Below are 14,612 nucleotides of genomic sequence, written 5' to 3'. Positions count from 1 at the left end.
TTCTTTTGAAAACTCCTGAGGATGGCGCTCTGGGACGAGCCTGGCTCAGACGCTATTGCTGTGGCACATCAATAGCCAGGTCGAACCCACCTCCGGCCTTGGGTGTCAGCTTAACCGGCCCCTCATCAATTCCTTTGGGCAGGTCGATGGTGTCTACACCGGGCAGATTGTTGCCCATGGAGAAGTTCACTGTTTCACCGTCGAAGGCGAGACCAAGCTGGCCATTCTGGTAGCTGCGCGTGAATGGCCCCTCTGGAATTTCCGGTACGCCATAACCGGGAATGGAAGGTTGGGGGAGCCCGGTATCGAACTGGGGTTGCAGCGTATCAAGGCGGTTGGCGGGCGAAGCCAGTGCCTGGCGAATGAACGCCTGTTCGGCGAAACGCTGGGCTTCGTCAAGACTTTCCCACCGGTGCTGCTGGAACGACATGACCTTCTGCGTCTCATCCGCTTCCGTCCGGATGGGTTCGCCGGGGCGTATCAGTGCCCGGACGGCTTTCGTCCGATTCGGTTCACTGTTCCGGGTCTGGCTATTGCTGCTGGGAGAGACCACAATGGCGGAGTCCTGAATATAGGTGTCCACCATCTCATCCTGTGAAAGGCTCTGGACGCCTTCGCCAAGTGCGTTGCCAGCAATGAGGCTGGCGCCCAATGCGGTCAGGGTCAGAATCGGTCTGGTAGCCATGGTCGTATGTCCAAGTCGTATGCTGATCATTCACCAAACAGTATTTGATGTTTGACAGCGTATTGCAATAGTGATTAGTGCCTAAGCGTGAGCCTTCGTAAACAGGCGTGACAGGGGTCAAATGGCCGGCTCGATTGTAACAATACCCTGGCGCCGGTGGGTGAACCGGCGCATCCCACGCGCGGATGACTATCGGCCCGGGCGGCGTAACATTTTTGTCCTCCCAACAAGGGAGGGCCTGATGTTCGTTGGGGTTCTGGGGATCGCCCTGCTGACGGGCATCAATTACCAGAACAGTCTGATCTATCTGTTCACTTTTATCCTGGGAGCGCTGCTCTACGGCACGATCTTCCAGACCTATCGCAATCTGGAAGGGCTGCACCTGAGCCTGGTGCGTGCTGGCGAATGCGTGGCCGGGGACAGCCTGCCCATGGCGGTGCGCATTACGGATCAAGAGCATCGCCCAAGGGCAGCACTGCAGCTCCGGGTTGATGGCGGGGAGCCGGTCACGGTCAGCCTGGAAACCGGGGAAGGGCGTGTGGTGGTGCTCCCCGTTGGCACGCACCAGCGGGGCCCCCAGAAGCTGCCTTCCGTCCGGGTGGAGACGGATTTTCCCTTCGGGCTGATCCGGGCCTGGACCTGGTTCCGCCCGGCAACCCCGGGGCTGGCAAGCCCCCGACCGGTGACTCCGCCACCGTTCGAGGCCTCTGGCGATGCCGAGGCGGCGGAAGGTGAGACCACCTTGAATGCCGCCAAGGGCGATACGGATATCTGGCTCAGACCCTATCGCCAGGGGGACTCACTCAGGCGCATCAGCTGGAAGCGCTTCGCCCGCAGCGGCCAACTGGTGGTAATGGACTGGGATACACCCCCTGCGGATCCGCGCTGGCTGGACTGGGAGCAGTTCCCCGGGGCGGACAGGGAACTGCGGCTGAGCTATCTGGCCTGGTACGTTGGGCGATTGAGTGAGCAAGGGCAACCTTATGGTCTGAGGTTACCCGGGAGCACAATCGAACCGGATACCGGGGAGCGTCATGATCAGGCGTGCCGGAACCGTCTGGCTGGCTTCGGCTATCAGGAGGTTCAGGCATGACACGCCATCACCTGGATCCATGGATGGCCGCTTTTGGCCTGATTCTGTTGGCGCAGGTGCAACGACTGCCCTTGTGGTTGTCACTGGGCGCCTTGGCGGCGGCTGTTACGGGCTGGCTCCTGCAGCGCCGCGGTAACCGTGGGGCGCGCCCATTCTGGCTGGGCGTTCTGGCGGTGGCCAGTGTCTCCGCATTCTGGTTGTATTACCAGGGACAGTACACGGTGGATACCGCCGCCTCCTTTCTTGTGCTCACAGCGGCCCTGAAATGGCTGGAACTGGGGCGCCGCCGGGACCTGTTCATTCTGTTCTTCACCCAGTGCTATCTGGCCGTGGTCACGCTGCTCTTCCATCAGTCCATGCTTTGGGCCGGGGCCCTGCTGGCCAGCCTGTTCCTGCTGTTTACCGGACTGCAGATGGCGCTGGGCGGTCGTGTCCAGGGCTTGGGCCGGGAGGCCATGAAGCGTTCGGCTCTGGTCTTCGTGAAGATGCTTCCGGTCGTGGTCGTGCTCTTTATCTTCTTTCCCCGCATTGGTCCCCTGTGGAGCGTGCCATTGGTCTCGGAGCAGGGGATGACCGGCTTGAGCGACAGCCTCGAGCCCGGTGGCATGAGCCGTCTGGTGCAGAACGATGACCCGGCGTTCCGGGTGACCTTCGGGGGAGAAACGCCGGCGCCGGGTGAGCGCTACTGGCAGGCGCTGGTGCTTGACCGGTTTGATGGTCAGCGCTGGGACAGGCGCGAGAAGAAACAGCAGCGTGGCATTTCGAAGGTGCCGGCGGACGCCTCGGCCGGTGAGCTGGGGGCGGATGCGTATGAGGTGATGCTGGAACCCCATGGCCGGCGTTGGGGATTTGCGCTGGCGGATTCGGTGCCGGCGTCCGCCAACGTCACGCTGAACGGGAACGGCATGGTCCGGTTCCAGCGCAGCGTGGATACCCGCAGGCGTTACCGCATGAGGCTCGATGGGGAAGAGCCGACGCCACCCCTCTCCAAATCCGAGCGCCAGTTCTACACCCGGCTTCCCGGGAGTACTAATGAACGTACCCGGCAATGGGTCCTGCAACAGCGCCGCAGGGCTGATGACCGGGAGCAGCTGGTTCGACGGTTGATGCAGCACTTCAACCAGCAACCATTCCATTATACGTTACAGCCGGAGGACCTGGGTGACTCGGACACCGTGGATGCGCTGATGTTCGAGACCCGGGAAGGCTTCTGTGAGCATTACGCCAGCGCTCTGGCCTTTATGCTCAGGACAGCGGACATTCCGGCACGGATTGTTACCGGCTATCTCGGCGGCGAATCGGGCGTTGACAATGAATACCTGATCGTTCGCCAGTATGATGCCCATGCCTGGGTACAGGCCTGGCTGCCAGGGCGTGGCTGGGTGCGCCTTGATCCCACGGCCATGATTGCGCCCGAGCGGATCGAAAACGGGCTGCGTGAGGCCATGGGCGGCGAGGATGACTTTCTGGCGGAAAATCCTTTTTCCATGAACCGCTATGCGGATGTGGACTGGATCAACTGGGTGCGCCTGCGCCTGGATGCGGCCAGCTATTATTGGCAGCGCTGGGTGGTTGGCTATGAAGGGCAGACGCAGCTCTCGCTTCTGGGAAAGCTGCCGGGTGATATCGACCGGCGAATGCTGGGCGTGATAACCGCCGTACTGGTCGCCGTTCTGATTATGGCGGGTGTCGGGTTCTCGCTGCTGCGCGCCCGCCGCCGTCACTTCCGCGACCCCTGGTACCAGCTGTATGATCGGTGGTGTCGCTGGCTTGAATCCCGCAATGCGGGAGCGGGCCGGAACCAGACCCTGGCCGCGCAGGTGACAGCGGCGGAACGGGCTTGCCCGGGGCGGGAAGCGGATATCCGGGCCCTGGGCGCATTACTGCAACGCGCTTTCTACGCACCTGAACAGCTCGCGAACCGGGATCTCATCCGGGCGCGCCGTCTTATGAACGCAATCCGAAAACGGAAACCCCATGGCCGAACCGGAAACACTGCCGCTGCAGAGTGATGCCTTTGCTCCCTGGCCCTGGCAATCGGATGCCTATGCCCAGCTGGCCCAGCGCTTCCAGGAGGGGCGATTCCCCCATGCGCTCATGCTGTTGGGACCTGCCGGCGTGGGCAAGCGCCAGCTGACGGTGTCACTGGCTTCCCTGCTTTTGTGTGAAGCGCCGGTGGCGCACAGCGGATACGCCAGGGCCTGTGGTGAGTGCAAGCAATGCCTTCTCATGGCGGGCGAGGGCCATCTTGATGCGCGTCGGCTGCTGCCCACGGATCAGTCGCGCTACATCCGCATTCATCAGGTTCGGGCACTTGGTCGTTTCGTCATGGAGAGCCCTCAGGTGGCGCGCCGTAAGGTCGCGGTGATTGAGCGTGCGGACCAGTTGAACCTGAATGCCGCGAACGCGCTGCTCAAAACGCTCGAGGAGCCACCTGCCGATACCTTTGTCCTGGTACTGCAGCGCGAAGGGCAGCCGGTGCTGCCCACTATCCGTTCCCGCTGCCAGGTGCTTCGGGTGGAGGCGCCAACGACCGCCGAAGCAAGGCAGTGGTTGGCACAGCATCGCTCAGACGATACCCCGGCTCTGGACCAGGCACTGCGCTGGGCTGGTGGTGCCCCCTTGGAGGCAGTGCGCCTTCTTGAGGCAAACCGGCCCGAGCAGCGGGCCCAGTGTCTGAAGGCCCTGCAACAAGCCCTCAAGGCCGAGATTACGCGGTCAGAGGCGGTGAAACCCTTCCTGGCCATGCCGCTGATGGAAGCGCTTGATCTGCTTCAGGGGTGGGCGCTTGACCTGGCGCGGGCCGGGGCGGATCCAGAGGCCGTTGCCGATGGGGAGGCGGCGCCGATGCTCCGGTTCCTGGCTGGGCGGCGGCACCCGTCGGAGCTGACCGCCATCCATGAGGCCATCATGGACGTCCGCCGTGGCCTGGACTACAACGTGAATCCCGAGCTGGAACTGATTGGCGTCCTGGAACTCTGGTGCCAGCTGATGCGTCGCTCGGGGGATGCCAAATCCGCTATGAGCCGCTAGACTGGCGAAACAACGCAACCGGCAAGTTAACGGGAGAAACATGGGTCCTGGAATCGGCGCACGCAGCGGTATCATGACGCTGACCATCAAGGATAAGGCGGTGCTGTATGCCGCCTACATGCCCTTTGTTCGCAATGGTGGCCTGTTCATTCCGACCCAGAAGAACTATCGCATGGGCGATGAGGTATTCCTGCTGCTTAACCTCATGGATGAACCCGAGAAGATTCCCGTTGCCGGCAAGGTCGTCTGGGTCACTCCCAAGGGGGCGCAGGGCAACCGCGCCGCTGGTGTGGGCGTCCAGTTCAACGGTGACGACGAGACCGCGCGCACCAAGATTGAAACCTACCTGGCTGGTTCCCTGGATTCAGACCGCCCGACCCATACCATGTAATCAATGGCCACACAGGCAGCCGAGACACTGACACTGGACGTTCCTGCCGGCTCCCTGGGAGCACTGGGCTGGGGGGAGCCGTCCTCGCCATTGATCATCGCTTTTCACGGCTGGCTGGACAATGCTGCCAGCTTCAGTCGGCTGGGCCCGGCCCTTGCGGCCGATTACCGCGTATTGGCCGTGGATCTGCCTGGTCATGGCCACTCCTTCCACAGACCGCCCGGCGCCAGTTATGAGTTGCTCGACTATGTGCGCGATCTGGCACCGCTGTTCGATGGTGTGGGGGCTGAAGAAGACGTGATCCTCCTGGGTCACTCGCTGGGCGGCATTGTTGCCAGCCTTCTCGCGGTAGCCGTGCCGGACCGGGTCGGATCCCTGATCCTTGTGGACAGTATGGGGCCGGTCACGGGTGATGCGGCGTCTTTCCCGGCTCAGCTCAACAAGGCCGTGGAACGCGTACGCCAGGGCAGCCGTGGCGAGCCCCCCCGGTATGCAAGCCTTGATGAGGCGATTCAGGCCCGCATGAAAGGCCGCCTCCCGCTTTCGCGCGCAGCAGCTGAATGCATCGTTCCCAGAGGTTTGGAACCGGATCAGGAGGGCTGGCGGTGGAATACGGATGCACGCTTGCGCTATCCCTCCATGCACCGTCTGGATGAGGACGAGGTTCAGGCCTATCTGGCAGCGATTGCGGCTCCCACGCTGTTGATAAGGGCCAGTCACGGTATGGCGACCTTCAAGCCGGAATGGTCAGAGCAGCGTCTTTCAAAGATCAGCGCTCTGGATGTGATGGATGTGGAAGGAAGCCATCACTGCCATCTGGATGCCGATGTGGAAGCGCTTGCCAGCCGGTGCCTTGGGTGGCTGCAAGGTCGCTTCCCTTGTAATGAACGCTGACCGTATCCATTGTCCCTTTATGGATGAATGGCTGAGGGGAACCGGCAATGAATGAATCACAGACTGTGGCCCTGGTGCTCGGAAGTGGGGGTGCCAGGGGGTACGCGCACATCGGTGTGATCGAAGTACTGAGGGAGCAGGGCTACAATATTGTTGCCATCTCGGGCGCCAGCATGGGCGCGCTCATTGGCGGTATGTACGCCGCTGGCAAGCTGCATGCGTACAAGGACTGGGTGACGGGGCTGGATCAGCTTCAACTGTTGCGCCTTCTGGACTTTTCACTGGGCTCGCCCGGCGCGATCCGCGGGGAGAAGGTCTTTGGTGTGGTCCAGGAGATGCTTGGCGACACCCGCATCGAGGATCTGCCCATTCCGTACACCGCGGTCACCACGGACCTGTTGGCGCACCAGGAGGTCTGGTTCCAGGAGGGCCCTTTGCATCAGGCCGTGCGCGCATCCACAGCGATCCCGAGTGTGATTACGCCGGTAATGCTGCAGGGACGTGTGCTGGTGGATGGCGGTTTGCTCAACCCCTTGCCGATTATCCCCACCGTGGCGGTTAATGCGGATCTCGTCATGGCAGTGAACCTCAGCGGCAATGATAAACGCTACGCCAATCTGCCGCCCGTCGATGAATGGGGAGCCCGTGAGCGTGAGCAGGAGCAGGCGGCGGCCGAGGCCGCGGCAGAGGTGGCGGCTGAAGCAGGCGTGGATCCCGCGGAAGAGGCCGAGGCCTCACCGGATGAGTGGCTTGATAAACTCAAGCAACGGGCTGCTCGCTGGTTTGACTGGGACAATCAGGAGGGCGGGCCACGGCGGCGTGGTCGCGCCAGCAGTGAGGAGCAGGCCCTGGCCGAGGTCCAGAAGCGGCATGCCCAGCAAACCGGGGATGCCGATAATGGCGATGATGATGCGCGCTCGGTGAGCCTCCAGGAGCTGGGGCTCGGCAAGTTTGATGTGATGAACCTGGCCATCGAGACCATGCAGGACTCGCTGACCCGCTACAAGATCGCCGGCTACCCGCCGGATATCCTGATCAACTTTCCCAAGCACGTGTGCCGCTCGTTTGATTACCACCGTGCGCCTGAGTTGATCCAGTTGGGCCGCATGCTGGCGGAGGATGCCCTGGCGGATCACCGCAACGCGGGCAAGGGGGAGCCGCGGATCCCGGGATCCAGCCGCCAATAACTGGTATACTGTCGCGTTTAACAGGCCAATCGCCGGGAGAATTGGGTGAGCACCGAGGTTATTGAACAACTGGAAACCGTGCGCGACTGGTTGCGCTATGCGGTGTCTCGGTTCGCCGAGGCGGATGTATGGTGTGGCCACGGCACCGACAGCCATTGGGATGATTCGGTCCAGCTGCTGATGCAGACCCTGAACCTGCCGATGACTGATAATGTCCAGTTCCTGGACGCGCGGCTGACAACCTCCGAACGCGAGCGGCTGCTGGAACGCATCGAGCGCCGTGTCCGCGACCGGGTGCCGGTGCCTTATCTGACCGGCGAAGCGTTTTTCATGGGCTTGCCCTTCCATGTGGATGAACGGGTCCTGATCCCGCGCTCGCCCATCGGCGAGTTCTTGGCATCCGAAGGTGAGCCCTGGCTGGCCGGCCGCCCTGTTGAGCGCATTCTGGACCTGTGTGCCGGCAGTGGTTGCATTGGCGTTGCGGCCGCCCATGTGTTTCCGGGGGCGCGCGTGGAGCTGGGCGAGGTCTCAGCGGGCGCTATTGAAGTAGCCGAACGCAATATCAAGCGCTATGGCCTGGAGGACCAGGTGCAGGCTGTTGCCTCGGATCTGTTCGCAGGGCTCGAAGGCCCCTATGATCTGATCCTGGCGAATCCGCCATACGTGGATGCTGGCGATATGGCCTCGCTGCCGCCGGAATACCGGCACGAACCGGAACTGGGGCTGGCGGCCGGGGATGACGGCCTGGCTCTGATGCGCCGGATCCTGCGCGAGGCACCGGGGTACCTTTCGGAGGATGGGGTTCTTGTGGGCGAAGTGGGCAACAGTCAACCCGCCCTGGGGGCAGCTTTCCCGGGTCTGCCCTTCACCTGGATCGAGATGGAAAACGGCGGTCACGGGGTCTTCGTGGTCGACGCGCAAACACTGGCGCAGGCGGCGCCCCTGCTGAACGGATAGCTCCCATGTCTGGCAACTCCTTTGGAACACTCTTCAGCGTTTCCACCTTTGGCGAAAGTCATGGGCCGGCCCTGGGCTGCATTGTGGACGGCTGCCCGCCAGGCGTGCCGGTGTCCGCGGAGATGATCCAGGCGGATCTGGACCGCCGGCGCCCTGGTACGTCCCGCCATACCACCCAACGGCGTGAGCCGGATGAGGTACGGGTGTTGTCCGGGGTATTCGAGGGCGTCAGCACCGGTGCTCCTATTGGCTTGTTGATCGAGAACACGGATCAGCGCTCTAAGGACTACTCTCAGATCAAGGACCAGTTCCGCCCGGCCCACGCGGACTACAGCTACTGGCACAAGTACGGCATTCGGGATTATCGTGGCGGCGGCCGTTCCTCGGCCCGTGAGACCGCCATGCGCGTGGCGGCCGGCGCCATTGCCCGTGCCTTTCTGGAGCAGAAGGGCATTCGTATCCGGGGCTGCATGACCCAGCTTGGCCCTATGCAACTGGGCGTGAGCGACTGGTCCGCAGTGCATGAGAATGCCTTTTTCTGTGCCGAGCCCGAAAAAGTGCCGGAACTGGAAGCCTATATGGATCAACTCCGCAAGGAAGGGGATTCCGTTGGGGCCCGGATCCGCGTGGAAGCAGATGGGCTTATCCCGGGGCTGGGCGAACCGGTGTTCGATCGCCTGGACGCGGATCTGGCCAAGGGGCTGATGAGCATCAACGCCGTTAAGGGTGTGGAGATTGGCGCTGGGTTTGACAGTGTCAGCCAGAAGGGGACCGAGCACCGGGATGAGATGACGCCCGATGGCTTTCTTTCCAACAACGCGGGGGGCGTGCTGGGCGGCATTTCCTCCGGGCAGCCCCTGGTGGCGAGCCTGGCGCTCAAGCCCACGTCCAGCCTCCGGTTGCCGGGGCAGGGGATTGATGTGGAAGGCAATCCCGTTGAGGTCGTGACCACCGGGCGCCACGATCCCTGCGTTGGCATCCGGGCTACGCCCATTGCCGAAGCCATGATGGCCATCGTGGTCATGGACCACTACCTGCGTCACCGGGGCCAGAACGCGGACGTGCGGGTGGATACGCCGGACATCGAGAAGGTACGCCGTCAGCAGGGGGGCTGATATGGCGGCGTCCGAGGCGGGTGCTTACTGGCGCCTTTCCAACCTCTACCTCTGGTTCTTCGCGGCCCTGGGCGTTTTCATGCCCTATTGGGCGCTGTACCTGGAAGATCAGGGCTTCGCCTACATCGAGATCGCCCTGCTCATGGCGACCCTGCAGGGCACCAAGATCGTTGCGCCCAACCTCTGGGGATGGCTGGGGGACCGAACCGGCCGGCGATTGCGCCTGATCCGCTTCGGTGCCCTGATGGCGCTGGTGTGTTTCAGCTTTGCACTGCTGCGGCCGGCCTTCTGGGGCCTGATGGTGGTGATGCTGTCCTTCAGCTTCTTCTGGAACGCGGTATTGCCGCTGTTCGAGGTCATCACCCTTCACAATCTGGGTACCAGCTCCCGGCGCTATGGTCGGGTCCGGCTCTGGGGGTCGGTGGGGTTCATCCTGTCGGTCGCTGGTTTTGGCGCAGCGCTGGATCACATGCCGGTCCGTGTTATGCCCTGGCTTGTAGTGCCGCTTTTTGCGGGGCTCTTCATAGCCTCACTGCTGGTGCATGACGAGCCCAGTGCCCGGAGGCGTCCCCATCATGGCTCGGTCACGGCCATCCTGAAGCGGCCCGAGGTCTGGTCCTTCTTCATCCTGAACTTCATGCTCCAGGCCAGTCACGGTCCTTACTACACCTTTTTCTCCATCCATCTCGAACAGCTGGGCTATGCCAAGATCAGCACCGGGGCACTCTGGGCACTGGGTGTGTTGGCGGAGGTGGGGCTGTTTCTGGTGATGCACCGGGTGCTGGCCGCCTATCCGATGCGGGCCATCATGCTCTGTGCGGCGGCCCTGACGGCCCTGCGCTGGCTGGTGATCGCCGAATTCTCGCAGTTCCTCTGGATCCTTCTCGGAGCCCAGTTGTTGCATGCGGCCTCCTACGCCGCCCTGCACGCCGCATCCGTGCACTACATCCGGCTGCAGTTCGGAGAAGGACACCAGGGGCAGGGCCAGGCCCTTTACAGCGGACTGACGTATGGTGCGGGAGGGGCCACCGGCGCCTGGCTTTCCGGCCTGCTCGTGGAGTGGGAAAGCACAGTGAGCGCCTTTTACGGTGGCGCTATTGCCATGCTCATAGGGCTGGCGGCCGCCTGGCTGTGGATGCGGCCAGCGCCGCAACGGGCGTACGCCGGCCAGTAACCAGGGGCCGCCTTTGGCATTTCAGAGGTTGTCGAAATCGCTGGCGTCGTGGCGCTCGGGGAGCCTGGCGTCGTCTTCGCCCCAGGTCTTGTTAACGATACGACCCCGTTTCACCGCTGGTCGCTCCGCAACCTCGTCGGCCCAGCGGACCACATTGGTGTAGCTGTGCGCCTCAAGGAATTCGGCGGCATCATACACCTTGTTCTTCACCAGCGCGCCGTACCAGGGCCAGATCGCCATGTCCGCGATGGTGTACGCATCACCCGCGATGTAGCGGTTGTCCGCCAGCTGCCTGTTGAGGACATCAAGCTGGCGCTTTACTTCCAGGGTGAAGCGGTTGATCGGGTATTCATAGTATTCCGGCGCATAGGCATAGAAGTGACCGAAACCACCACCAAGCAGCGGCGCCATGCCCATCTGCCAGAACAGCCATGACAGCGTTTCCGTTCGGCCATGGACATCGCCTGGAAGAAAGGCGCCGAATTTTTCGGCCAGGTAAAGAAGGATGTTGCCGGATTCGAACACGCGCAGCGGCGGGTCCTGGTCATGATCCATCATGGCCGGGATCTTGGAGTTGGGGTTCAGGGCGACGAAACCGCTGCTGAACTGCTCGCCTTCCAGGATGCTGATGGGCCAGGCATCGTAATCCGCACCGGTGTGCCCGGCTTCCAGCAGCTCCTCCAGCATGACCGTTACCTTGACACCGTTGGGCGTGGCCAGCGAATAGAGCTGGATCGGATGTTGGCCCACAGGCAGTTCCCTGTCATGGGTGGGGCCGGCAGTCGGGCGGTTGATGCTGGCGAAGCGCCCCCCGTTGGCGTCTTCCCATTTCCAGACTCTGGGTGGTGTATAGCCGTTGTCGCTCATGATCGGGACCCTTTGCAGCCTTGTTGGAGCCAGCGTTGCGTGAAACGCTGACGGTGCGGTGGCAGTATGCCACGCATCGGTGTCGGCGATCAGGGGGCGCAGCGGACGGAACCGTTTGCTCCCGGCGGGGCCGGAAGCGCTATTAGTAGGCGTTGCAGATCAGGTCAATCCCCGGCTTCAGGACACGGCGCCATTGCGCCTCCAGCTCCGGGGTGTACTCCGGATCGTGCTTTTTGACCGCCTGCATAAGGGCATCAAGCCATATTGAATACCATTCGGGCGCAATGGCGTAACCGTTCCTGGAGTGGCTCCTGCCCAGCTGTTGCAGCTTGGTATCCGGCATGCCGCGCGCATAGAGAATCAATTGCATGATCCCGTTCCGCAGCAGGTGGCGCTGCTGCTTCATATCCGTTTCAAGGAACTGGTCCTTGATGGTCTGGGAGCTGTTCATGAAGAAGTCGTAGAAATCAATAAAGAACTGTTCGTCCCTGCAGACGCGCCCATAACTCTGGAATACCGCTTCGACTTCAGAGCTGTCCATACAATCCTCTGACTATTATACCGTGCATAAAGTCCGGGAGTATAAACCACTCCGGTGCTCACGGAACAGCGGTTCCCCTCCTGTCGGCGCCAGAATCTTGGTTATCCAGTAACTGCCGCCTGCTGGGGATGATCCCGGACGGTTTGGATCAGTGTCCGGGCCGCCTTGCCCGGTTCCCGGCCACGGATGCCGATCGCGCCCAACATGCGTGTGATCGGCTCGGAAACATCCAGAGTGACCAGTGTATCGTCGAGCATTGTGTTCGGCAGTACGGACCAGCCCAGACCCACGCTGGTCATCATCTTGATGGTTTCCAGGTAGTTGGTTGGCATCTGGGCATCAAGCGCCATCCCTTGCTCCAGAAACCGATGTGAGACCACGCGGTAGGTCTCGGTATTGCTGGCCGGCAGGATGGCCTGGTAGTCCGCAATCTCCGCAAGCCCGGACGGCTCTTGACGCGCCAGAGGGTGATCCCGTCCGCAGACAAAACTCATGGGATCTTCCCAGGCAAACCAGACCTGAAAGCGCTCCATGATCCGGGGGTTCAGGGTGACCCAGGCCAGGGGCGCGTCATGCTGGTGGAGCTGCTGGAAAACCTGCTCGGATTCCAGGAACTGCAGATGGAAGGTCAGTTCGGGATGAAGCTGTTGCAGGGAACGCAGCCAGCCGGGGAGATGGTGCAGGCCAATGTGATGACTGGTGATCAGCGACAAGGGGCCATGCAGGCGCTTGTCGAGCTCGAGGAGTGATTCCCGTGCGTTATGCAGTTCATCCAGCACTTTACGGGCGTGCGGCAGCAAAGCGTTGCCCGCATCGGTGAGTCTCAGACTCCGGCCGTTACGTTCGATCAATGCGCGGCCACTCTGGTGTTCGAGTGTGGCGATGCGTTTACTGACCGCGGATTGGGTGAGATGGAGTGCGTCGGCGGCTTCGGAGAAAGAGCCGGTGTCGATGACGGTGGTGAAGGCGATCAGTGATTGGGTGTCCATACAGGGTCTCCAGTCTGTCACTCCTTACGCGGGACACCTTTGTTGACTGGCGCGGTGTATTGGCCATATAGAAGCCCCGCTGATGGGAGCACCAGTCATTGCGCCGCATTATCGAATTCTTATTAAGAATCCCCGAAAGGAAAAACATGAATTGAAGTGATCTGAACGGAGTCTGTACCATTATCGGTAAATCGGTCAAACGATCACCAGCCCGTATTCGGCTGGCCATGTCCGCTCGCAAGGGGAGTAACGACCATGAGTGGCAAGACATTGTACGACAAACTGTGGGACGCCCACCTGGTCAAGGAGCGTGCCGACGGCTCCTGCCTGATCTACATCGATCGCCACATGCTGCATGAGGTGACATCACCGCAGGCGTTTGAGGGGCTGCGTTTGGCTGGACGCAAGCCCTGGCGGATTGATGCCAACCTGGCAACGGTTGACCACAACGTACCCACCACAGGGCGTGAAAACGGTGTTGAAGGCATAGCCGACCCGGTTTCGCGGACGCAGGTCCAGACCCTGGATAACAACTGCAATGAGTTCGGCATTGTCGAGTACGGCATGAACGACCAGCGCCAGGGCATCGTGCATGTGATCGGGCCTGAACAGGGCGCGACCCTGCCGGGCATGACAGTGGTGTGCGGAGACTCTCACACCTCCACCCATGGCGCTTTCGGGGCCCTGGCACACGGTATCGGCACTTCCGAGGTGGAGCATGTTCTGGCGACCCAGTGCCTGGTGCAGCAGAAGTCCCGGAATATGCTGGTTCAGGTGGATGGTGAGCTGAAGCCGGGCATTACCGGTAAGGACGTGATGCTGGCGATCATCGGTAAGATCGGCACCGCAGGCGGGACCGGGTATGCCATTGAGTACGCGGGGTCGGCAATCCGGAGCCTGTCGATGGAGGCGCGCATGACCATGTGCAACATGTCCATTGAAGCAGGCGCGCGTGCCGGCATGGTGGCGGTTGATGATAAAACCATCGAGTACGTGAAGGATCGCCCCATGGCGCCCAAGGGTGAGATGTGGGATCGGGCCGTGACCGCCTGGCGGGAGCTCAAGAGCGACGAGGACGCCGAATTCGATAAAGTGGTCTATCTGGATGCGGCCGAGATTGAACCCCAGGTGAGCTGGGGAACCTCGCCGGAGATGGTGACCAATGTCGGGGATCGGGTTCCGGACCCGGCGAATGAGTCGGATCCCATCAAGCGTGAGGGCATGGAGCGTGCGCTGAAATATATGGGGCTTGAACCGAATACACCGATGACGGGGATCACCCTTGACCGAGTCTTTATCGGCTCGTGCACCAATGCCCGGATCGAGGATCTGCGCGAGGCGGCTGCCATTGTGAGGGGGCAGACGGTTGCCTCCACGCTCACGCAGGCGATGGTTGTGCCCGGCTCCCGCATGGTGAAGGCCCAGGCCGAAAAAGAGGGGCTGGACCGGATCTTCATCGAAGCCGGCTTTGAGTGGCGTGAACCGGGCTGTTCCATGTGCCTTGGCATGAACCCGGACCAGCTGGGAGAAGGCGAGCATTGTGCCTCGACCTCCAACCGCAATTTCGAGGGTCGGCAGGGTTTTGGTGGGCGTACGCACCTGGTAAGCCCCGCAATGGCGGCTGCCGCGGCCATTCACGGCCACTTCGTGGACATTTCCGAGTATTACGACAGGGCAGGGTGAGAC

Annotated in this window: 14 protein-coding genes; 10 read left to right on the top strand and 4 right to left on the bottom strand. The window is 61.9% G+C overall.

Features of this window, described 5'->3' with window-relative positions:
- Nucleotides 1-52: 52 nt before the first annotated feature.
- Entirely contained in the window at nucleotides 53-685 is a 633-nt protein-coding gene (locus AC1RQI_RS05515) for a hypothetical protein (protein ID WP_481903984.1), read from the bottom strand.
- Between the two features lie 241 nt (nucleotides 686-926).
- Between AC1RQI_RS05515 and AC1RQI_RS05510 the strand changes: the two genes are divergently transcribed.
- Genes AC1RQI_RS05510 through AC1RQI_RS05470 form a run of 9 tightly spaced genes read left to right on the top strand, consistent with a single transcriptional unit; the run spans nucleotide 927 to nucleotide 10,529 of the window.
- Nucleotides 927-1,778, top strand: coding sequence for a DUF58 domain-containing protein (locus tag AC1RQI_RS05510; protein ID WP_481903983.1), 852 nt, complete (start codon nucleotides 927-929; stop codon nucleotides 1,776-1,778).
- Nucleotides 1,775-3,790, top strand: a complete 2,016-nt coding sequence (locus AC1RQI_RS05505; RefSeq protein ID WP_481903982.1) for a transglutaminase TgpA family protein — start codon at nucleotides 1,775-1,777, stop codon at nucleotides 3,788-3,790. Before AC1RQI_RS05510 ends, AC1RQI_RS05505 begins: the two co-directional genes overlap by 4 nt.
- Complete coding sequence (gene holB / locus AC1RQI_RS05500; protein WP_481903981.1) at nucleotides 3,756-4,811, top strand: DNA polymerase III subunit delta'; 1,056 nt, start codon at nucleotides 3,756-3,758, stop codon at nucleotides 4,809-4,811. Before AC1RQI_RS05505 ends, holB begins: the two co-directional genes overlap by 35 nt.
- A 40-nt stretch (nucleotides 4,812-4,851) precedes the next feature.
- Entirely contained in the window at nucleotides 4,852-5,202 is a 351-nt protein-coding gene (locus AC1RQI_RS05495) for a PilZ domain-containing protein (RefSeq protein WP_416634606.1), read from the top strand.
- Between the two features lie 3 nt (nucleotides 5,203-5,205).
- The gene (locus AC1RQI_RS05490; protein WP_481903980.1) at nucleotides 5,206-6,096 is read left to right on the top strand and encodes an alpha/beta fold hydrolase; all 891 of its coding nucleotides are present in this window, start codon (nucleotides 5,206-5,208) and stop codon (nucleotides 6,094-6,096) included.
- Nucleotides 6,097-6,143: 47 nt separating this feature from the next.
- Nucleotides 6,144-7,283: a patatin-like phospholipase family protein gene (locus tag AC1RQI_RS05485; RefSeq protein ID WP_416634604.1), complete on the top strand. Its 1,140-nt coding sequence runs from the start codon at nucleotides 6,144-6,146 to the stop codon at nucleotides 7,281-7,283.
- Between the two features lie 45 nt (nucleotides 7,284-7,328).
- On the top strand, nucleotides 7,329-8,240 hold the full coding sequence (gene prmB / locus AC1RQI_RS05480) for a 50S ribosomal protein L3 N(5)-glutamine methyltransferase (protein WP_481903979.1): 912 nt from the start codon (nucleotides 7,329-7,331) through the stop codon (nucleotides 8,238-8,240).
- A gap of 5 nt (nucleotides 8,241-8,245) precedes the next feature.
- Complete coding sequence (gene aroC / locus AC1RQI_RS05475; protein ID WP_481903978.1) at nucleotides 8,246-9,355, top strand: chorismate synthase; 1,110 nt, start codon at nucleotides 8,246-8,248, stop codon at nucleotides 9,353-9,355.
- Between the two features lies 1 nt (nucleotide 9,356).
- Nucleotides 9,357-10,529 (top strand): MFS transporter, encoded by a 1,173-nt coding sequence (locus AC1RQI_RS05470; protein ID WP_481903977.1) that lies wholly within the window; start codon nucleotides 9,357-9,359, stop codon nucleotides 10,527-10,529.
- Nucleotides 10,530-10,550: 21 nt separating this feature from the next.
- Here the strand turns inward: AC1RQI_RS05470 and yghU are convergent, their stop codons facing one another.
- The 3 genes from yghU to AC1RQI_RS05455 form a co-directional block, all read right to left on the bottom strand.
- Nucleotides 10,551-11,396 carry a glutathione-dependent disulfide-bond oxidoreductase gene (gene yghU / locus AC1RQI_RS05465; RefSeq protein WP_481903976.1) on the bottom strand — a complete coding sequence of 282 codons (846 nt, stop codon included), beginning with the start codon at nucleotides 11,394-11,396 and terminating at the stop codon, nucleotides 10,551-10,553.
- Nucleotides 11,397-11,538: 142 nt separating this feature from the next.
- Nucleotides 11,539-11,937 carry a globin gene (locus tag AC1RQI_RS05460; RefSeq protein ID WP_416634599.1) on the bottom strand — a complete coding sequence of 133 codons (399 nt, stop codon included), beginning with the start codon at nucleotides 11,935-11,937 and terminating at the stop codon, nucleotides 11,539-11,541.
- Between the two features lie 101 nt (nucleotides 11,938-12,038).
- The gene (locus AC1RQI_RS05455; protein ID WP_481903975.1) at nucleotides 12,039-12,926 is read right to left on the bottom strand and encodes a LysR family transcriptional regulator; all 888 of its coding nucleotides are present in this window, start codon (nucleotides 12,924-12,926) and stop codon (nucleotides 12,039-12,041) included.
- Nucleotides 12,927-13,181: 255 nt separating this feature from the next.
- Between AC1RQI_RS05455 and leuC the strand changes: the two genes are divergently transcribed.
- Nucleotides 13,182-14,609 (top strand): 3-isopropylmalate dehydratase large subunit, encoded by a 1,428-nt coding sequence (gene leuC, locus AC1RQI_RS05450; RefSeq protein WP_481903974.1) that lies wholly within the window; start codon nucleotides 13,182-13,184, stop codon nucleotides 14,607-14,609.
- Nucleotides 14,610-14,612 lie beyond the last annotated feature (3 nt).

It is taken from the genome of Salicola sp. AFF1 (genome assembly GCF_056783195.1).
This window is presented reverse-complemented; position numbering and strand designations above follow the sequence as displayed.

Bases quoted from the DNA above. Each gene is read 5' to 3' on its own strand.
- AC1RQI_RS05515 (WP_481903984.1), bottom strand. From the start codon at position 685: ATGGCTACCAGACCGATTCTGACCCTGACCGCATTGGGCGCCAGCCTC.
- AC1RQI_RS05510 (WP_481903983.1), top strand. From the start codon at position 927: ATGTTCGTTGGGGTTCTGGGGATCGCCCTGCTGACGGGCATCAATTAC.
- AC1RQI_RS05505 (WP_481903982.1), top strand. From the start codon at position 1,775: ATGACACGCCATCACCTGGATCCATGGATGGCCGCTTTTGGCCTGATT.
- holB (WP_481903981.1), top strand. From the start codon at position 3,756: ATGGCCGAACCGGAAACACTGCCGCTGCAGAGTGATGCCTTTGCTCCC.
- AC1RQI_RS05495 (WP_416634606.1), top strand. From the start codon at position 4,852: ATGGGTCCTGGAATCGGCGCACGCAGCGGTATCATGACGCTGACCATC.
- AC1RQI_RS05490 (WP_481903980.1), top strand. From the start codon at position 5,206: ATGGCCACACAGGCAGCCGAGACACTGACACTGGACGTTCCTGCCGGC.
- AC1RQI_RS05485 (WP_416634604.1), top strand. From the start codon at position 6,144: ATGAATGAATCACAGACTGTGGCCCTGGTGCTCGGAAGTGGGGGTGCC.
- aroC (WP_481903978.1), top strand. From the start codon at position 8,246: ATGTCTGGCAACTCCTTTGGAACACTCTTCAGCGTTTCCACCTTTGGC.
- AC1RQI_RS05470 (WP_481903977.1), top strand. From the start codon at position 9,357: ATGGCGGCGTCCGAGGCGGGTGCTTACTGGCGCCTTTCCAACCTCTAC.
- yghU (WP_481903976.1), bottom strand. From the start codon at position 11,396: ATGAGCGACAACGGCTATACACCACCCAGAGTCTGGAAATGGGAAGAC.
- AC1RQI_RS05460 (WP_416634599.1), bottom strand. From the start codon at position 11,937: ATGGACAGCTCTGAAGTCGAAGCGGTATTCCAGAGTTATGGGCGCGTC.
- AC1RQI_RS05455 (WP_481903975.1), bottom strand. From the start codon at position 12,926: ATGGACACCCAATCACTGATCGCCTTCACCACCGTCATCGACACCGGC.
- leuC (WP_481903974.1), top strand. From the start codon at position 13,182: ATGAGTGGCAAGACATTGTACGACAAACTGTGGGACGCCCACCTGGTC.